The sequence below is a fragment of the Streptomyces sp. NPDC004629 genome, from assembly GCF_042873595.1.
Taxonomy (GTDB): domain Bacteria; phylum Actinomycetota; class Actinomycetes; order Streptomycetales; family Streptomycetaceae; genus Streptomyces.
In genome coordinates, this window is record NZ_JBIALO010000010.1 from 61,528 (window position 1) to 79,733 (window position 18,206).

Consider the following 18,206-nt stretch of genomic DNA (forward strand, 5'->3'; position numbering starts at 1 on the left):
GGGTGTGCGGTCCATGCGGTCGTCCGGACGCGCGGGCTCCGGCGCGCAGAAGGCGCGAGCACACCGAGGAAGTGGGACATTAGGAATCAACGTGTGAAAACTACTGCCCGGGGGAACCCAGTGGCAGTGCCGTCCGCACAGCGGCGGACCCGGGGCACGCTGACACTCGCGAGTGCACACCGGCCGGAACTTTCACTTTCGCACAAACATGTTTCTCTTCCCCGCCGGACGGTGAGGGCAGCGTGGCCTTCCTGCACCGCGACGCGGCCAAAGGACGCCTTATGACTGATACGACGACGTGTGCCACCTGGCGACATGCCCTGGTGACCGGCGGTGCCGGGTTCATCGGCAGCCACCTGTGCGAGCAGTTGCTGAACGCGGGAACCGAAGTCGACTGCGCCGACAACCTGTTGTCCGGAGCGCGCGCGAATGTCGCGCACCTCCAGGGCCGCCCGGGCTTCCGGTTCGTGGAGTGCGACGTCTGCGCGCCCGATGCCACCGGGCGGCTGGCCGGACCGTACGACCTGGTCCTGCACTTCGCCTGTCCCGCCTCGCCCGCCGACTATCTGCGGCTGCCCCTCGAAACCCTCGACGCAGGCAGTCTGGGCACCCGCGCCATGCTGGCCCTCGCCGAGCGGGACGGCGCGCGGTTCCTGCTCGCCTCGACGTCCGAGGTCTACGGCGACCCCCTGGTGCATCCCCAGCGCGAGGACTACTGGGGCAACGTCAACCCGGTCGGCCCGCGCAGTGTCTACGACGAGTCGAAACGTTTCGCCGAGGCACTGGTCACCGCGCATGTGCGCACCAAGGACGCCGACGCGGGAATCGTGCGCCTGTTCAACACCTATGGGCCGCGCATGCGGGCACACGACGGCCGTGCCGTGCCCACCTTCGTCTGCCAGGCCCTGGCCGGTCAATCGCTGACCGTGGCCGGGGACGGCAGCCAGACCCGTTCCCTGTGCTACGTCGACGACATCGTGGACGGCATCCTGCTGGTGGCCGCCAGCCGGTCGGTACGCCCCGTCAACCTCGGCGGCACCGACGAGGTGACCGTGCGGGAGATCGCCTCGCGCATCGTGGAACTGGCGGGTTCCTCCTCCCGTATCGAGTTCGTCGACCGCCCCGCCGACGACCCGCAGCGGCGCCGCCCGGACACTGCGCTGGCCCGCGAACTGCTGGGCTGGACGCCCCGGGTGCCCTGGGAGGAGGGCATCAAGCAGACCATCGCCCACTTCGCGGCGCGGCCGGTGCCCGAGCCGGCCCCGCAGGTGTGAGGCGCCCCCCCATGCCCCGACGGAGGCACCATGCGTGTTCTGGGAATCAACGCCCTCTTCCACGACCCCGCCGCCGCACTCGTGGTCGACGGCCGGATCGTGGCGGCGGCGGAGGAGGAACGCTTCAGCCGGCGCAAGCACGGCAAGCGGCCGATCCCGTTCTCCGCCTGGGAACTGCCCGAACTGTCCGCCCGCTGGTGCCTGGACCACGCCGGCCTGACCCCGTCGGACCTCGACGCGGTCGCCTACTCCTACGACCCCGAACTCGCCCGCCCGGCCGGCCTGATGGGACTGGACGACCCCTGGGACCACCTGCGGCAGGACTACGCCCGCCGGGCACCGGACTTCCTCGCCGAGGCGCTGCCCGGACTCGATCCGGACAAGGTCCGCTTCGTCGCGCACCACGTCGCCCACGCCGCCTCCGCCGGCCAGGCATCCCCGCATCCGGACTGCGCCGTGCTGGTGCTGGACGGCCGCGGCGAATGCGGTTCCCATCTCGCCGGCCGCTATGTCAACCGTGAACTGAGCGTGCTGCGTTCGCAGTCGCTGCCCGACTCGCTGGGCCTGTTCTACGAAGACCTCACCCAGCACCTCGGATTCCTGCGCAGCAGCGACGAGTTCAAGGTGATGGCCCTCGCCTCCCACGGCGAGCCGCGCTTCCTCGACCGGCTGCGCGGCTATGTCCACCCGGACGCCGACGGGGGCTTTCGGGCCCGCCCCGTGCCCTGGGCGTCCCTCGTGCCGCCCCGCGCCCCGGGCGGCGCCTGGACACAGGACCACGCCGACGCGGCGGCCAGCGCCCAGGTGTGTCTGGAAGAGGTCCTGCTGGGCCTTGCTCGGTGGCTGCGCGAGCACACCGGCGAGGACGCGCTGACCCTGGCGGGCGGCGTGGCACTCAACTGCGTGGCCAACACCCGGCTGTACCGGGACGGCCCGTTCACATACATCTGGGTGCAGCCCGCCGCCGGGGACGCGGGAACCGCCCTCGGCGCCGCGCTGCACGTCGCCCACCAGAAAGAAGCCGTGGAGGCCATGCCGTCCGCCGCCCTCGGACGCGGCTGGCACGACGCCGAACTGCGCGCCTGGCTGGAGCGTGCGGCCGTACCCTACGAGGAACCCGAGGACATCGCGGAGACCGTCGCCGAAGAACTCGCCCGCGACGGCATCGTGGCCTGGTTCCAGGGCCGCAGCGAATACGGCCCCCGGGCGCTCGGGCATCGCTCGCTGCTGGCCCATCCCGGCCGCGCCGAAAACCTGGAACGGCTCAACGCGGTCAAGGGACGTGAGGAGTTCCGCCCCGTCGCCCCGATGGTGTCGGCCGAACGGGCCGCGGAACTCTTCGACGGCCCCCTGCCCAGCCCGTACATGCTGTTCGTGCACGACGTGGCCGCCGAGTGGCGCGCGCGCATCCCCGCGGTCGTGCACGTGGACGGCACGGCCCGGATCCAGACCGTGGACCGCGCCAGCGAGCCGCTGGTGGCCCGGATGATCGACGGCTTCGAGCGCCGTACCGGGCTGCCCGTGGTGGTCAACACCAGCCTCAACACCGCCGGGCGGCCCATGGTGGACGACCCGCGCGACGCCCTTGAGTGTTTCGGCTCCGCCCCCGTCGACCTGTTGGCGCTCGGTCCGTTCGCCGTGCGCCGGAAGAAGGTGTTCGCATGATGTGCGGCCCCGGTGTGCGGGGGCACGGCGTCCCCGCCTACGCCGTCGTCGTCCCCACGATCGGGCGTGACTGCCTCACCGCGTGCCTGCGCGCGCTCGCCGCGGCCGACGGCCGTCCACCCGAGGAGGTGGTCCTCGTCGACGACCGCACGGACCCCGCCACGCCGCTGCCCTTGGAAGCGGCGGGCGTCCTGCGGGACCGTACCCGCACGCTGCGCACGGGCGGACGAGGTCCGGCGGCTGCCCGCAACGCCGGGTGGCGCACGGTGCGCGCGCCCTGGACCGTCTTCCTGGACGACGACGTCCAGGTGCTGCCCGACTGGTCCCGCCGGCTCGCCGAAGACCTCAGCGCGGCCGCCGCGACCACCGGCGGGGTGCAGGGACGCCTGCGGGTCCCGCTCGACCCGGACCGCAGGCCCACCGACTGGGAACGGGGCACCGCGGGTCTGGAACATGCGGCCTGGGCCACCGCCGACATGGCCTACCGCACGGCGGTACTGGCCGAGGTCCAGGGCTTTGACGAGCGGTTCCGCCGCGCGTTCCGGGAGGACGCCGACCTCGCCCTGCGGGTTTCGGACGCGGGCTGGTCCCTGTGCCGCGGGCGGCGCATTACCCGCCACCCGGTGCGGGACGCCGACCGGTGGGTGTCGGTACGGGCCCAACGCGGCAACGCGGACGACGCGCTGATGAGCCGTCTGCACGGCCGCGACTGGTGGCACCGCGCCCGGGCACCGCGCGGCCGGCTGCCCCGGCACGCGCTGGTCACGGCCATGGCCCTCGCGGCGCCCGCGCTCGCCCTGACCGGCCGGCCGCGCGCCGCCCGGGCCGGCGCCGCCCTGTGGGCGCTCGGCACCGGCGAGTTCGCCCTCGCCCGCGTCCTGCCCGGACCGCGCACCGCACCGGAGGTCGCCACCATGCTCGCCACCAGCGTCGTCATCCCGCCGCTGGCGGTTGGCCACTGGCTCACCGGTCTGGTACGGCACCGGGCAGCCGTGCCCCTGCGGCCAATGCCGTCGAAGCGGGCACCGGCACCGACCGCCCGACGGGCCACGCCGTTCGGAGGCACACCATGACGCGCCGCGCCGCCGCCCGGAGTTCCACCGTGTGTGGTGTGGCTCGTGTGCCCGCGGTCGTGCCGTTCCTCCGTGGCGGCGTGCGAGGTGACGCGTCGTGAAGGTTCTGGTCGTCCGTCTCGACAGCTTCGGTGACGTGCTGCTCGCCGGGCCCGCGGTCCGGGCCGTCGCCGCGCACAGCTCGCACGTGACGATGCTGTGCGGCCCGAGCGGGGACCCCGCCGCCCGGCTGCTCCCCGGCGTCGACGACGTGATCGTGTGGGCCGCGCCGTGGGAGGGCTTCGATCCGCCCGCCGTCGCCGAGGCGGACGTCGACGGCCTGATCCGGTGCCTGACGGACGCCGCCTTCGACACCGCGCTCATCCTCACCTCGTTCCACCAGAGCCCCCTGCCCACCGCGCTGCTGCTGCGACTGGCGGGCGTCGGGCGGATCGGCGCCGAAAGCGTCGACCACCCCGGGCGGCTCCTCGACGTACGGCACCGGCGTCCGCCCGGCCGGCACGAGGCGCAGGCGGCGCTCGACACCGCCGCCGCCATGGGCTTCCTGCCGCACCCGGGCGACGACGGGCGGCTGCGCGTCCTGCCCCCGCCCGACACCGCGGCCCTGACCGGCAACGGCCCCTACCTCGTCGTCCACCCCGGCGCGAGCGCGCCCGCCCGCACCTGGCACCCCGAGCGCTGCGCCGAGGCCGTCGACCTGCTCACCGATGCGGGACACCGCGTCGTCGTCACCGGCGGCCCCGGCGAGCGGGAACTCACCCGGGAGGTGAGCGGCCACACCGCCGTCGACCTCGGCGGCCGGACCGACCACCGCACCCTGGCCGGCGTGCTGTGCCTGGCCGACGTCGTGGTCAGCGGCAACACCGGCCCGGCCCACCTCGCCGCCGCCGTGGGGACACCGGTCGTGTCCCTGTTCGCGCCCGTCGTCCCGGCCGACCGCTGGGCCCCCTACGGGGTGCCGAGCATCCTCCTCGGCGACCAGACGGCGCCCTGCGCGGACAGCCGCGCCCGCAGCTGCCCCGTGCCCGGTCATCCGTGCCTGGACGAGGTCACGGCCCAGGACGTGGTGCGCGCGGTGCACAAACTCCTCCAGGAGGGCGGATGAACATCCTTGTCTGGCATGTGCACGGCTCATGGCTCACCTCGTTCGTGCAGGGGCCCCACACCTTCCTCGTCCCGGTGACCCCGGACCGCGGCCCCGACGGGCTCGGGCGGGCCCGCACCTGGCAGTGGCCGGCATCCGTCCGCGAACTGACACCCGAGCAGCTGCGGCAGGCCGACATCGACCTCATGGTGCTGCAACGGCCGCACGAGACCGACCTGGCCCGGCGCTGGACCGGCCGCCGCCCGGGCATCGACGTGCCCGCCGTGTACGTCGAACACAACAGCCCGCACGAGACACCCGCGGACACCCGCCACCCGCTGGCCGGCCGCCGCGACGTCACGCTCGTGCACGTCACCCACTTCAACCACCTGATGTGGGACAACGGCAGGGCACCGACCACGGTGATCGAGCACGGCATCATCGACCCGGGCCACCTGTGGACCGGCCGGGAGCGGCGCGCCGCCGTCGTCGTCAACGAGCCGCTGCGGCGCGGCCGTACCACCGGAACGGACCTGCTGCCCCGGTTCGCCGACTGGGCACCCCTGGACGTCTTCGGCATGCGCACCGACACCCTCGCAGGCCACCTCGGACTGCCACTCGAACGCTGCCGGGCCCGGGATCTGTCCCAGTCCGCTCTGCACGCGGCGATGGCCCGCTGCCGTCTCTACCTCCACCCGATCCGCTGGACCTCCCTGGGGCTGTCCCTGCTGGAGGCGATGTTCCTGGGGATGCCGGTGGTGGCGCTGGCCACGACCGAGGTCCGCGAGGCCGTACCCGACGGAGCAGGCGTCGTCTCGAACCGGTTCGACATCCTGCGGGACGCCGTCCGCGGCTTCCTCGCCGACGCCGAGGACGCCCGGACGGCAGGGGAGGCAGCCCGGGCGGCGGTGCGGGCCCGCTACGGAGAACGACGTTTCCGGGACGACTGGGAACGCCTGATCAAGGAGGTCACACGATGAGCCACAGCTACTCCGCGGCCGGGCGCGTCGCCATGGTCTCCGAGCACGCCAGTCCGCTGGCCCAGCTCGGCGGACCGGACGCGGGCGGCCAGAACGTCTACGTGGCCCAGCTCGCGGCGCAGCTGACCCGGCGGGGCCACGAGGTCGTGGTGTACACACGCCGCGACGGTCCCGGGTTCCCGGAGCGGGTGACCACGTCGGACGGCGTACGGGTCGTCCATGTGCCCGCCGGCCCGCCTGCCCCCATACCCAAGGACGAACTGCTGCCCTACATGGAGGAGTTCAGCCAGTGGCTGGCCCGCGAATGGGCAGCAGGACCACCCGATGTGGTGCATGCGCACTTCTGGATGTCGGGCCTGGCCGCGCTGGCCGGCGCGCGCTCCCTCGGGCTGCCGGTGATCCAGACCTACCACGCCCTCGGCACCGTGAAGAAGCGGCACCAGGGCGCCGCCGACACCAGCCCGCCCGAGCGCAACGCGATCGAGACGGCCGTGGGCCGCGAGTGCAGCGCGATCATCGCCACCTGCGCGGACGAGGTGGCGGAACTCGACGCGATGGGCCTGCCCCGGCGGCACGTCACCGTCGTCCCCTGCGGTGTCGACCCCGGGCTTTTCGCGCCGGTGCCCGGCGCGCGCGAGCACGGCACCGGGCCCCGGCGACTGCTCGCGATCGGCCGCCTCGTCCCACGCAAGGGCTTCGACCGCGCCATCCGCGCCCTGGCGGCCGTACCCGACGCCCAGTTGCTGATCGCCGGCGGACCCCAGCGCGCCCTGCTGCGCGCCGAACCGGAGGCGGAGCGCCTGTGGGCCCTCGCCGTCGAGTTCCGGGTCAGCGACCGCCTGGCGCTGCTCGGCGGGGTGAGCCGCGCACACATGCCGGGGCTGATCTCCAGCGCGGACCTCGTGCTGTCGCTGCCCCGCTACGAACCGTTCGGCATCGTCCCGGTCGAGGCCATGGCCTGCGGCACCCCCGTGGTCGCCACCGCGGTCGGCGGACAGCTCGACACGGTCGTGGACGGCCGCACCGGCGTCCTGGTGCCGCCCGAGAGCGCCGACCACGCCATCGGCACGACGGTCCGCGGCCTGCTCGACGACCGGGACCTGCTCGCCGAGTACGGCGCCCGCGGACGGCGGCGGGTGCTCGACCACTACACGTGGGACCGGGTCGCCGACGCGGTGACCCGCGTCTACAGCGCCGTGTCGAGTGTCCCCTCGCTCTCGGGAGTCGTCCGATGAAACCCGTCACCGACGTCACGCACTGCGACGACCTGATGAAGGCCCTCGAAGGGTTCCGTGCGGACGCTCCGCTGCTTCAGCGGTGGGGTACCGTCCTCGCCGGCCGTCTCGGCGACGGCGCGCGGCTGCTGGCCGCGGGCAACGGCGGCAGCGCGGCCCAGGCCCAGCACCTGACGGCCGAACTGGTCGGCCGCTACCGCGAGGACCGCCCCGCGTTCTCCGCGCTCGCCCTGCACACCGACACCTCCGCCACCACGGCGATCGCCAACGACTACGGGGTCCAGGAGATCTTCGCCCGGCAGGTCGCCGCGCACGGGCGGCCCCGCGACGTCCTGATCCTCCTGTCCACCAGCGGCGCCAGCGCCAACCTGCTCGTCGCGGCGACCGAGGCGCACCGTGTCGGCATGACGGTCTGGGCGCTGACCGGCCCGGCCCCCAACCCCCTGCGGGCCGCCGCCGACGAGGCGCTGAGCGTGTCCGCGACGAGCGCCGCCACGGTCCAGGAACTGCACCTCGTGGCCGTCCACATGCTCTGCGAGTCCTTCGACCCGGCGGTGCGCCGGCACACCGACGCGCAACGGCGCCACCACACCGGCAGGCGGCCGGCCGGCGCGGGGAGGGCCGCCGGATGACCACGCCAGGCCCGCTGCTCGTCGTCGGGGACGCCCTGCTCGACCACGACCTCACCGGCCGCGCCGAGCGCCTCGCACCCGACGCGCCCGTGCCCGTCGTCAGCGGCGTCCGGCGCACCAGCCGCCCCGGCGGCGCGGCGCTCGCCGCCTGCCTCGCCGCTCTTGACGGCCGGCCCGTCACCCTCGTCACCGCGCTGGGCGACGATGCGGCCAGCGACACCCTGCGCCGGCTGCTGGCCGGCCGGGTCCGGCTGGTACGGCTGCCGCTACGCGGTGAACTGTCCAGCAAGACCCGGGTGCTCGCGCAGGGCAGGCCGCTGCTGCGCATGGACGACGGGGACGGACGCGCCCTGCACGCCACGGACGAGGCACGCGAAGAGCTGAACGCGGCCGGGGCCGTCCTCGTCGCCGACTACGGCCGCGGCACCGCCGACACGCTGCGCTCCGCGCTGACCCGGGCGGCCGCCCGGCTGCCCCTCGTCTGGGATCCGCATCCGCGGGGCGCACCGCCGGTGCCCGGCGCCCGCATCGTCACCCCGTCCGCGGGCGAGGCACGTGCCTTCGCCGCCAGCCTCGACGACGCCCGGGAACCCGCGGCGGGCAGCGAACTGCGCACCAGCGCGCACGACGCCGCGCTGCTCGTCGCGGCCTGGCGGGCCGCCGCGGTGACCGTGACGCTGGGCGGACGCGGCGCGCTGCTGTCGCACGGCGGGACACCGCTGATGGTGCCCTCGCCGGTCACGTCCGAGGGCGACGCCTGCGGCGCCGGGGACCGGTTCGCGGCGACGGCCGCCGGGCTGCTGGCCGACGGCGAGCTGACCGAGAACGCCGTGCGCGCGGCCGTGCACGCCGCCACCCGGTACGTCATGGAGGGCGGCGTCCGCTCGCTCGGCACCGAAGTCCTCCCCGACGAGCAGGCATCCCGCGCGACCGGACACGAGCCGGACGACGACGCCGTGCGCACGGCCGACCGGGTACGGGCCGCGGGCGGGACGGTCGTCGCCGCGGGCGGCTGCTTCGACCTGCTGCACGCGGGTCACGTCGCCCTGCTGCAGGCTGCCCGGCGCGCCGGGGACTGCCTGATCGTGTGCGTGAACTCGGACACGTCGGTGCGCCGGCGCAAGGGCGGCGGCCGACCGCTCGTTCCGGTGGCCGACCGCGTCCGGGTGCTGCGCGCCCTCGAATGCGTCGACGCGGTCGCCGTGTTCGAGGAGGACACACCGGAGCGGCTGCTCGGCGAGCTGCGCCCGCACATCTGGGCCAAGGGCGGCGACTACGCCCGCGCCCCGATGCCGGAGGCGTCGCTGGTGGCGAGCTGGGGCGGCCAGGTCGTGCTCTTCCCCTACCTCGACGGACGATCCACCACCGGCATCGCACGGCGGGCCGCCCTCTCCCCCCGCCCCGCGGGCCTCGCCAGGGCCGCGGCGCCGGGACGGACGAGGCGGTGACCGCCGCACCGGATGCGCCGCGGGTGCTGGTGCTGCGCGCGCTGGGACTGGGCGACCTGCTCACCGGAGTACCGGCGCTGCGCGGTGTGCGCCGGGCCTTTTTGCGGCACCGGATCGTCCTCGCGCTGCCCGCGGCCCTCACCGAGGCCGCACTGGCCACCGGCGCCGTCGACGGGATCCTGCCGGCCGAGGCACCCGACAGGGCCGTGCCGCGGCTGGACCACTGGCCGGGACCACCCCCGGACGTGGCGATCGACCTGCACGGCAACGGGACCGAGAGCCGCGACGTACTGGCCGCCCTCGCACCGCGCCGGCTGCTGGCCCACGCACACGAGGACCCGGTCACCGGCCGGCCGCCGGTGTGGCGATGGGACGAACACGAGCGGGAACGCTGGTGCCGCTTCCTCGGGGCGTACGGCATCCCCGCCCACCGCGACGACCTGCGGCTGCCGACCCCGCAGGCGGCCTCCGCGGCGCCCGGCGCGGTCGTCGTCCACCCCGGCGCGCAGTCCGCCGCACGCCGCTGGCCGGCCCCGTGCTTCGCCGAGGTGGCCCGGCGCCTGCGGGCCCACGGCCATCGCGTCGTCGTCACCGGCGGCCCCGCGGAGGACGCCCTGGTGCTGGACGTCGCCGGGCGCGCGCGGCTACCGGACCGGGACGTGCTGCGCGGCGGACTGCCGTTCGGTGAACTGTCGGCACTCGTCGCCCGCGCCGCGCTGGTCATCAGCGGCGACACCGGCCTCGCCCACCTCGCGGTGGCGCACGACGCGCCGTCCGTGACGTTGTTCGGGCCGGTCCCGCCGCGCCTGTGGGGGCCACCGCCCGGCCCGCGCCACCGCGCCCTGTGGAAACCCGGACCGCCCGGCGATCCGCACGGCGACACACCCGACCCTCAGCTCCTGCGGATCGGAACGGACGAGGTCACCGAGGCGGCCCACACCCTGTTGCGCCCCGGCCCTGCCAGTCGGCCGGCACCGGCCATGCGACCACGGAACGGAGATGAGGCCCGTGTTCCCCCGGCCCGTCCCTGAACAGCAGTCCACCGCGACCGGCGTCCCGGACGGCCGCATCACGGTCGCGGTGATCACCCGCGACCGGTGCGCCAGCGTGCTGCGCACCCTCGACCACCTCGGCGCACTCCCGGAACGCCCCGCGGTCATCGTCGTCGACAACGGTTCCGACGACGCGACGCTGCGGGCGCTGCGCCGGCACCCGGCGGCCACCCGCGTGCTCAGCCCAGGCAGGAACACCGGGGCCCTGGGGCGCAACCTCGCCGTACGGCACGCCACGACTGCCTACGTCGCCTTCAGCGACGACGACTCCTGGTGGACGCCGGGCACACTGCGCCGAGCCGCCGACCTGCTCGACGCCCACCCACGCCTCGGTCTGCTGGCGGCCCGCACCCTCGTCGGCCCCCGGTCCACGGAGGACCCGCTCAACGCCGTCCTCGCCGCCTCCCCCCTGCCCGGCCGGCCCGACCTGCCCGGCCGGCCGGTCCTGGGCTTCCTCGGCTGCGCCTGCATCGCGCGCCGTGACGCCTTCCTCACCGCGGGCGGCTACCACCCGCTGCTCTTCTTCGGCGCGGAGGAGACCCTGCTCGCCTACGATCTCGCGGCCGGTGGCTGGGGCGTCACCTACGAGCCGTCCCTGACGGCCCGTCACCATCCCGCCCCGTCGGGCCGCGCCGACCGCAACCACCTGGTGCGCCGCAACGAAGTCCTCACCCTGTGGCTGCGCCGCCCCCTCCCGGTGGCCCTGCAGGGAAGCGCGCGCCTCGCCCAGGACGCGGCCGCCGCACGCCCCGGCGCCCGGCGCGCCCTCGGGGCCCTGCTCGTGCGGCTGCCGGCCGCGCTCGGCCGGCGCCGCCGGCTGCCACCGGACGTCGAGCGGGCGGCCCGGCTGCTGGACGGCGCCGCGACCCAGCGGACGCGCAGGGCAGGACCGCCATGAGCACGCACACCGACGCGCCCGACGGCCGTACGAGCGTCGTGGTGATCACCCACAACCGGCGCGCCGAACTGCTGCGCACGCTGGAGCTGATGCGACGGCTGCCCGAGCGGCCCGCGCTGATCGTCACCGACAACGCCTCGACCGACGGCACGGCCGAAGCGGTCCGGCGCGCCTTCCCCGACGTCCGGCTGCTGTGCCCCGGCCGCAATCTGGGCGCCGTGGGACGCAATCTCGCGGTGCGCCACGTCCGCACGCCCTACGTCGCCTTCTGCGACGACGACACCTGGTGGGAGCCGGGCAGTCTGCGGCGGGCGGCGGACCTGCTCGACCCGCGGCCCCGGCTCGCGGCCGTCACCGCCCGTATCGTCGTCGAGCCCGCCGGTACCGAGGACCCCGTCGTACCGGAGCTGCGCGGCTCGCCGCTGTCGGGACCCGACTGGCTGCCGGGGCCGGCCCTGGGCTCGTTCCTCGCGGCCGCCACCGTGCTGCGCACCGACGCCTTCCGGTCCGCCGACGGCTTCCACCCAGGACTGTGGCTGGGCGGCGAGGAGGAACTGCTCGCCACCGATCTGCAGCGGGACGGCTGGTGGCTGAGCTACGCCGAAGAGCTGACCGTCCATCACCAGGCCTCGGCGCTGCGGGACGGCACGGAACGGCGCATCACCGGCCTGCGCAACACCCTGTGGTTCACCTGGCTGCGCCGCCCGCTGCTGCCCGCGCTGCGCCGCACGGCCGAGCTGATGCTCACCGTGCCCCGCGACACGGCCTCGCTCCGCGCCTTCGCCCGCGCGGCGGGCGGGCTGCCCTGGGTCCTCAGGGCGCGTGCCCCGGTCCCGCCGGCCCTGGAAGAACGGCTGGCCACCTTGGAGCGGGCCCGACACGACTCGACCGCGCGCAAGTATGTGGGGTGAGCAGCCGGGCAACGGGCTGCTCACCCCACATACACCGGTCACACACCCGCGGTCACCGAGGGCGCTCGTCGCGGGTGTGTGTGGCCAAAGCCACGCAGGAAGCCGGCGGCGGCCGTCCCTGCACAGCCGTTTCCCGGACTACCGTTTCACCCAGACCTGTCCTCTTCCCCCTTGTTCCCGCCTGTTCCCGCCTGTTTCCCCTGTTTCCCCTGTTTCCTCTTGTTCCCCCTCATTCCCCCTCGGCCCTGGGACGGCAAGCAGTGCTCGCAGACCTCTCCCCGCTCATCGCGGCCACGGCCCGCTGGCTGCTGACCGCCTTTCCACCGGACGGTGGCGTGATCGCCTCGGCCCTGTGCGAGGCACAGGCGCGGCAGGCGGTGACCGTGGCGGCATGGCTGCGGTATCCCACCGCGCTCGACGCCGGTCTGGTCGCGATGGCCGGGCCCGGGGGTTCGTCGCGGCTCGACTGGATCACCGGCGCGGACCCGGCGCAGGACCCCGAGACGGCCGAGACGGCCTGGCGCACCTGGGTGGACGAGGTGGTCGCCAGCTGGGCGGCCGGCTTCCTCGCCGACCCGGACCTGGCCGGGCGCGCCGTGGACGCGCTCGCCGGGGGAGAGCACACCGCCGCCGCACGGGTCGACTTCCGGCGGCTGCGCACCCCCGACGACGGCGACCGGCGTGCGGGAGCGCTACTGAGACACCCCGACCTGCTCGCCCCCGTCGCCGAACTGCACCGCGCCCAACTGCTCGCCCGGCTCGACGAGTGCGGGCGCGCGGCCATGAACTGAGCGCCCCGATCCACGGGCAGGCCCTGCGGACCCGGCAGGCGGCCGGGGGCTCCGCCCTCGGCCGCGCGGCCGGTCAGTCGGGCTTGCCCCGGCCCGTCAGCGCATCGCGGAGCCGGTCGACCAGACCGACGCCCGGCGCCAGCAGTTTGTTGACCGGAGGCTTGTCCGGTGCGGAGGGGTGAGGGCGGGTCGGCGCGATCTGCTTCGTCTGCCGCACCTTGTCCCCGAGATCGTTCAGGGCGTCGGCGGGGCAGGCGGCGCGCAGCTTCGGGAAGAGGTTCTGCTCCTCGTCGGTGACATGCGCGCGGATCTCGCTCATGAGCGCGCCCACCAGCCGGTCGAACTCCGCGTCCTCCGCCTCCACACCTTCCAGATCCTTCATGGTCTGTTCGGCCTTCGCGTGGTCCTCGATCTCCTTGTCGGCCAGCGCGTCACCTCCCGCGATGTGCTCGCGCACAGCCGGGTAGAGATAGGCCTCCTCGGCCACCGAGTGCCGGACCAGCTCCATGGTGGCCTGGTCGGCGTACAGCTTCCGGTTCTTGTCACCGGGCGCCAGCGCCTCGATCTTCCCGAAGATCTCCTCGACCTCCCGGTGATCGGTGGTGAGTTCGTCGATCACGTTTCCACCGTGTCCCATGTCGTCCACCTCCTGACACAGCCCAGCGGTCCGTCCGCTGTAGCACCCGAGTCCCCGGCATGGGCGTTCTCACGCGCGGATCGCCTGCCGTCGTCGCCGCGCGGATCCTGCGCGGCGTCGGACGTGTCCTTTCGGGGAACTCGCCCCTGCGCACGCGGACCGACACGGCAGGGGAGCGTCCGGTCTCGAACCCGCAGCAGCCCGAGCAACCGTGAGCGCAGCGTGGACACACGACAGACGCAGAACAGGAGGCACCTTGCCCGGATCGCATGACCACAGGGGCGCCGTGAACCGGGTGGCCGCCGTGCTCTTCGACCGTGACGGCACCCTCGTCGAGGACATCCCGTACAACGGCGACCCGGACCGGGTCCGACCGCTGCCCGGTGCCCGGCCGGCCCTTGACCTGCTGCGCAGGGCGGGCCTGGCCACCGGCGTCGTCAGCAATCAGTCGGGCATCGGCCGCGGGCTGCTCACCCACGCGTCGGTCCGCCGGGTGAACGCGCGTGCCGACGCCCTGCTCGGGGGACTCGACACCTGGGTCTACTGCCCGCACGCGCCCAGCGACGGCTGCGCCTGCCGCAAGCCCCGTCCGGGGCTCGTGACCGAGGCGGCCCGGCGGCTGGGCGTGGCGCCCGCGGACTGCGTGGTGATCGGTGACATCGCCGCCGACCTGGAGGCCGCCCGGGCGGCGGGCGCGCGAGGTGTGCTGGTGCCGACGGCGGCGACGCTTCCGGAGGAGGTCGACGCGGCACCTTGCACCGCCCCCGGCCTGCTGACCGCGGTGTGCCGGCTGCTCAGGGAGAACAGGGGTGCGCACACGTGAGACGCCGGCCGAGCCGGCACAGCCGGTCCCGCATCCGGCCGCCTCGTCTTCCGCCCGCACCCCATCTCTTCCGTGTGCCGGGGGCCAGGGCTGGGGGACGTGTGCGCGCTCGGCGCCGTGTGCTCGTGCCCGGGTCGGGCGCTCGCCGTGACACGGTACGCCGTCAGCCGAGTGCGGCGGCGTCGTGACTGAGCGCGCAGTTCCCCGCGCCCCTTCGGGGCGCTGCACCTCGAATGGCGTCAGGAATCCGTCCGGGCCGTGTCGGGACGGCCCGGGACCGGACACGTTTCTCTCGTTGCTCGGCGGACTGACGCCGTCACGCCGTACGTCCTGGGGCGGACGGGGCGATGCGCCGGGAACCGTGCGCCCCTGCCTCATGGGGGCAGCCACCCCGTCTCCCGCCGCGGCATCGGTCCGTTCCCGCCGCGAGCGCGCACGGGGCCGGGCGGCTCGGCGACAGAGGCACGCATCTCCAAGGGGGGCTCGTCCGGGACGACGCCGAGGCGTGCCACGAACATCGGCTCTCCCCGGGCCAGCGCCCGGCGCAGGTGTTCCTTCCAGGCCGCATACCGCACACTCGCTGGTCCAGGCCATTGTGCTGTCACGCGTGCATCAACGAGAGATCCGTGCAGCCGGATGTCCGCCGGACGGAGGGAACTGCGGCATGGCATACCGGCCCGGGGGCACTCGGAAGACGGCCACAGGGGACCCGCACGGGTCCCGAAGGGACCTGAGGAGGCGAGATGACCAGCAGCACCGAGACCGGTGACATCACCGGCACCCTCGACAAGGACTACAACCTGATCTGGTACGTGGAGGCATGCCTCAACAACGCCTTGCGGCTGGAGACCTACATCGGCGACGCCGAGCGCGAGAAGGACAGCGAACTCGCGGAACTCTTCCGCAAGGCCCAGGCCGACAGCCGCAAGGGCGCGGAGCTGGGCATGGAACTGCTGCGTGATCGGCTGACGTCCTGAACCGCCCGGGCCGCCCAGCGCGGCCCGGCGGCGCACGGCCCGGCGCCGACACCCGGTGACCTTCACCGGGGCCGGCAACGGTGATCCGGCTTGTGATACAGGGAACGGGAAGGTCGGCCGGTATGAGGCTCACGAGACTGACGACGGGGACACGGACACACACCAACCTGAGCGGCGCGCTCGCATCGGCCATGGACGCCCTGGAAGGCGAGGAACGACTCGACGGCATCAGCGGGGCGCTGCGCAAGAGCGTTCGCGCGCTTCCTCTGGGCCGGGGCAGGGACATGCTGCGGGGCCTCTGGCTCGGCCATCCCCTCCACCCCGTGCTGGTGCAACTGCCCATCGGCTCATGGAGTTCCGCCGCGGTCCTCGACCTCTTCCCGGGTGAGAGCCGGGCCGCACGCCGCCTGGTGGCGGTCGGTCTGGCCGCCGCGGGACCGGCCGCGCTGGCCGGCTGGGTGGAATGGGCGGAGCAACGCCCGCGGCAGGCCCGGGTGGGCCTGGTGCACGCCGCGGCCAACGCGGCCGCGGTCCTCGCGTACGCCGCCTCCTGGTCGGCGCGGACGAAGGGGCGCCCCGTGCTCGGCCGAGCACTGGGCTACGGGGGGCTGACGATCGCCACGGCCGGGGGACTGCTCGGCGGCCACCTCGCCTATCGGCAGGCCGCCGGTGTCAACCATGCGGAAGCGGTCCCCGTGCTGGTCGAGCCGGGCTGGCACCGGGTCGGAACGCTGGACGACTTTCCCGTGGCAGAGCCCGTACGGCGGACGGCCGGCGAGGTGGCCCTGGTCGTCGTCCAGGACGCACCCGGAGTGCTGCACGCACTGGCCGACCGGTGCAGCCACATGGACGGCCCGCTGCACGAGGGCAAGGTCATGGAGGGCTGCATCGAATGCCCGTGGCACGGAAGCCGGTTCAGGCTCGCGGACGGAACGAATGTCCATGGCCCGGCGACGGCACCCCAGCCCCGGTTCGACTGCCGGGTCGTGGCCGGCGAAGCCGTCGAAGTCCGCCTCGCACCGCGGTCGCACTGAGACCGGCCTGAGACCGGGCCGAGGGGGTCGTCGGTGGCCGCGAGCGGCGACCGTGCGCAGGTGACCCGGGCACCGGGCGGGGGAGTCCGGTACCCGGGTCTTTCTGCAACCCACGGCCGCTCAGCCGCCTTCTTCGAGTTCCCCGCGCGGTACGGCGAAAACACATCCGTGGGCGTCACCCGCGAGCGGGGCCCCACACACCGGCGGTGCGCCGGGCGGCCCCGCTCCCTTCCCGTCCCGCTCGGACGCCCGCTACTTGTTGGGCCTGGCGGCGCTGATGTCACCGAGCGCCGATTCCGGGTCACGTTCGATCGCCATGTCGCCGAGGGCGACGATGCCGATCGGATGTCCGTTCTCGACGACGGGGAGCCGCCGAACGGAGTGCTCGCGCATCAACTCGACCGCGCGCCCGAGGTCTTCGTCCGGGCCGACGGTCACCAGCTCGCCGCTGCCCACCATGGCCGCGGTCGTCCGGTCCGGGTCCATGCCCTCCGCGATCGCCCGCACCACCAGATCGCGGTCGCTCACCACACCGTGCAGCTCCTCGTCGTGCGTCACCAGGACGGCGCCGATGTCCTGGTCCCGCATCAGCCGGGCGACCGCGGTGACCGACGCCTGTGGTTCCACGGTCACCGGGGTGCCGGTCATGATGTCGCGTACGTGCTCAGCCATCTCGCGTACCCTTTCCGCTCGTCTTCCGCTGGTCGCGGTGCCGTCCACCGCTCTGTGCGACCGGGTACCCACGGTCCGGCACCGTCCACCCGACCCCCGCCCGAAACCCTCACCGGCCACGGGCGGTCCCGCCCGTTTCCGACCCTTCGGGCCCCGCACCGCGCCCGCGCCTATCCGCCGGATCGTTCGTCGCCTCCCCGGCCCGCGGCTCGGGCGATCGCGTAGGCGGCCAGAGACACCACGGCCCAGGCGGCCGTCGCGGCCACGAGCACCGGCCACGCCGAGTGATGACGCACGAGAACCGTGACGACGACCGCGAACGCCACGAGCCCCAGGGTGCCCAGCGTGGCCCCGCGCGCGTCGTCGCGGGCGCGCCGCAGGCCCTCCTCCTCGGCGACGAGGGTCACACTGGCCAGCAGGATGGCGGGGAAGGCGAGGAAGACGCCGCCGACGTACGGCCCGAACAGCGCGGACACGACGGCCGCAACGAGTGACACGCCCGCGCCGAAGCCGAAGCGGACAAGCACGTCCTTGCGCGGGGTGCGCATGGCCGCCCGCCACTCGATCCGCACCCGGTCGGTGTCCTCGTCGCCGCTCCCGCCCGCCTCCCCGCTCACGGCGCTACCGCATAGGCGATGGCGGCCGCCGCCGCATACCACACGACGAGCGCCGCCGCCGAACCGCGCAAGGCTCCGAACCGGGCGAGCGCCGGGACGGCGACGAGACAGTACGCGGTGAAGGCCGCCGCTCCGGCGACCATGCCCCGTGCCGCGGTCGCCGCGTCCGCGTCGCCCTTGAACACCACCGTCAGGATCAGCCCGCCCAGCGCCACCGACGGGGCCGCGGCGAAGATTCCGGCCAGCCGCTTGGGCTGGACGGTTTCCGCCAGCAGCGCGAAACCCACCACGAACAGACCGCCGATGAGGGCCTTCAGGACGAACTCCAGCAGGTTCTGCATCCCCACAGCCTCAGCACGAAGCGACCTCCAGGCAACGACCCACGCCGGGATGCCGGGCGTCG

At 74.4% G+C, this 18,206-nt stretch carries 19 protein-coding genes; 15 read left to right on the top strand and 4 right to left on the bottom strand.

Annotated features, from left to right (window positions below):
* The first annotated feature begins 281 nt into the window (after positions 1 to 281).
* The 12 genes from ACFYTE_RS16905 (at position 282) to ACFYTE_RS16960 (ending at position 13,043) form a co-directional block, all read left to right on the top strand.
* On the top strand, positions 282 to 1,274 hold the full coding sequence (locus tag ACFYTE_RS16905) for an NAD-dependent epimerase/dehydratase family protein (RefSeq protein ID WP_388710271.1): 993 nt from the start codon (positions 282 to 284) through the stop codon (positions 1,272 to 1,274).
* A 30-nt stretch (positions 1,275 to 1,304) separates the two neighbouring features.
* On the top strand, positions 1,305 to 2,939 hold the full coding sequence (locus tag ACFYTE_RS16910; protein ID WP_388710273.1) for a carbamoyltransferase: 1,635 nt from the start codon (positions 1,305 to 1,307) through the stop codon (positions 2,937 to 2,939).
* On the top strand, positions 2,939 to 4,012 hold the full coding sequence (locus tag ACFYTE_RS16915; RefSeq protein WP_388710792.1) for a glycosyltransferase family 2 protein: 1,074 nt from the start codon (positions 2,939 to 2,941) through the stop codon (positions 4,010 to 4,012). Before ACFYTE_RS16910 ends, ACFYTE_RS16915 begins: the two co-directional genes overlap by 1 nt.
* A 97-nt stretch (positions 4,013 to 4,109) precedes the next feature.
* On the top strand, positions 4,110 to 5,117 hold the full coding sequence (locus ACFYTE_RS16920; RefSeq protein ID WP_388710274.1) for a glycosyltransferase family 9 protein: 1,008 nt from the start codon (positions 4,110 to 4,112) through the stop codon (positions 5,115 to 5,117).
* Positions 5,114 to 6,076 (top strand): glycosyltransferase, encoded by a 963-nt coding sequence (locus tag ACFYTE_RS16925; RefSeq protein ID WP_388710276.1) that lies wholly within the window; start codon positions 5,114 to 5,116, stop codon positions 6,074 to 6,076. The genes ACFYTE_RS16920 and ACFYTE_RS16925 overlap by 4 nt, the downstream gene beginning before the upstream one ends.
* Entirely contained in the window at positions 6,073 to 7,311 is a 1,239-nt protein-coding gene (locus ACFYTE_RS16930) for a glycosyltransferase (protein WP_388710278.1), read from the top strand. The genes ACFYTE_RS16925 and ACFYTE_RS16930 overlap by 4 nt, the downstream gene beginning before the upstream one ends.
* On the top strand, positions 7,308 to 7,943 hold the full coding sequence (locus ACFYTE_RS16935; protein ID WP_388710280.1) for an SIS domain-containing protein: 636 nt from the start codon (positions 7,308 to 7,310) through the stop codon (positions 7,941 to 7,943). The genes ACFYTE_RS16930 and ACFYTE_RS16935 overlap by 4 nt, the downstream gene beginning before the upstream one ends.
* Complete coding sequence (locus ACFYTE_RS16940) at positions 7,940 to 9,391, top strand: PfkB family carbohydrate kinase (RefSeq protein ID WP_388710282.1); 1,452 nt, start codon at positions 7,940 to 7,942, stop codon at positions 9,389 to 9,391. Before ACFYTE_RS16935 ends, ACFYTE_RS16940 begins: the two co-directional genes overlap by 4 nt.
* A complete protein-coding gene (locus tag ACFYTE_RS16945) occupies positions 9,388 to 10,422 on the top strand; it encodes a glycosyltransferase family 9 protein (RefSeq protein WP_388710283.1) in 1,035 nt (344 codons plus the stop codon). The genes ACFYTE_RS16940 and ACFYTE_RS16945 overlap by 4 nt, the downstream gene beginning before the upstream one ends.
* The gene (locus tag ACFYTE_RS16950) at positions 10,391 to 11,341 is read left to right on the top strand and encodes a glycosyltransferase family 2 protein (RefSeq protein WP_388710285.1); all 951 of its coding nucleotides are present in this window, start codon (positions 10,391 to 10,393) and stop codon (positions 11,339 to 11,341) included. Before ACFYTE_RS16945 ends, ACFYTE_RS16950 begins: the two co-directional genes overlap by 32 nt.
* Positions 11,338 to 12,252 (top strand): glycosyltransferase family 2 protein, encoded by a 915-nt coding sequence (locus ACFYTE_RS16955; RefSeq protein ID WP_388710287.1) that lies wholly within the window; start codon positions 11,338 to 11,340, stop codon positions 12,250 to 12,252. The genes ACFYTE_RS16950 and ACFYTE_RS16955 overlap by 4 nt, the downstream gene beginning before the upstream one ends.
* Positions 12,253 to 12,512: 260 nt before the next feature.
* Positions 12,513 to 13,043: a hypothetical protein gene (locus tag ACFYTE_RS16960; RefSeq protein WP_388710289.1), complete on the top strand. Its 531-nt coding sequence runs from the start codon at positions 12,513 to 12,515 to the stop codon at positions 13,041 to 13,043.
* 73 nt (positions 13,044 to 13,116) lie between these two features.
* On the opposite strand, the gene ACFYTE_RS16965 is transcribed toward ACFYTE_RS16960, so the two are convergent.
* A complete protein-coding gene (locus ACFYTE_RS16965) occupies positions 13,117 to 13,680 on the bottom strand; it encodes a hemerythrin domain-containing protein (protein WP_388710291.1) in 564 nt (187 codons plus the stop codon).
* A 256-nt stretch (positions 13,681 to 13,936) separates the two neighbouring features.
* Here ACFYTE_RS16965 and ACFYTE_RS16970 point away from each other — a divergent pair, with 256 nt between their 5' ends.
* The 3 genes from ACFYTE_RS16970 to ACFYTE_RS16980 all read left to right on the top strand — a co-directional run bounded on the left by ACFYTE_RS16970 (position 13,937) and on the right by ACFYTE_RS16980 (position 16,514).
* Positions 13,937 to 14,503, top strand: coding sequence for a D-glycero-alpha-D-manno-heptose-1,7-bisphosphate 7-phosphatase (locus ACFYTE_RS16970; protein WP_388710293.1), 567 nt, complete (start codon positions 13,937 to 13,939; stop codon positions 14,501 to 14,503).
* Positions 14,504 to 15,246: 743 nt separating this feature from the next.
* Positions 15,247 to 15,480, top strand: a complete 234-nt coding sequence (locus ACFYTE_RS16975; protein ID WP_388710294.1) for a hypothetical protein — start codon at positions 15,247 to 15,249, stop codon at positions 15,478 to 15,480.
* A 191-nt stretch (positions 15,481 to 15,671) separates the two neighbouring features.
* Positions 15,672 to 16,514 (top strand): Rieske 2Fe-2S domain-containing protein, encoded by an 843-nt coding sequence (locus tag ACFYTE_RS16980; RefSeq protein ID WP_388710795.1) that lies wholly within the window; start codon positions 15,672 to 15,674, stop codon positions 16,512 to 16,514.
* A gap of 252 nt (positions 16,515 to 16,766) precedes the next feature.
* Here the strand turns inward: ACFYTE_RS16980 and ACFYTE_RS16985 are convergent, their stop codons facing one another.
* From ACFYTE_RS16985 to ACFYTE_RS16995, 3 genes are all read right to left on the bottom strand, one after another.
* Positions 16,767 to 17,186, bottom strand: a complete 420-nt coding sequence (locus ACFYTE_RS16985; RefSeq protein ID WP_388710295.1) for a CBS domain-containing protein — start codon at positions 17,184 to 17,186, stop codon at positions 16,767 to 16,769.
* A gap of 170 nt (positions 17,187 to 17,356) precedes the next feature.
* Positions 17,357 to 17,803, bottom strand: coding sequence for a DUF3147 family protein (locus ACFYTE_RS16990; RefSeq protein WP_388710297.1), 447 nt, complete (start codon positions 17,801 to 17,803; stop codon positions 17,357 to 17,359).
* The gene (locus ACFYTE_RS16995; protein ID WP_388710299.1) at positions 17,800 to 18,144 is read right to left on the bottom strand and encodes a DUF3147 family protein; all 345 of its coding nucleotides are present in this window, start codon (positions 18,142 to 18,144) and stop codon (positions 17,800 to 17,802) included. The genes ACFYTE_RS16990 and ACFYTE_RS16995 overlap by 4 nt, the downstream gene beginning before the upstream one ends.
* Between the last annotated feature and the right edge of the window lie 62 nt (positions 18,145 to 18,206).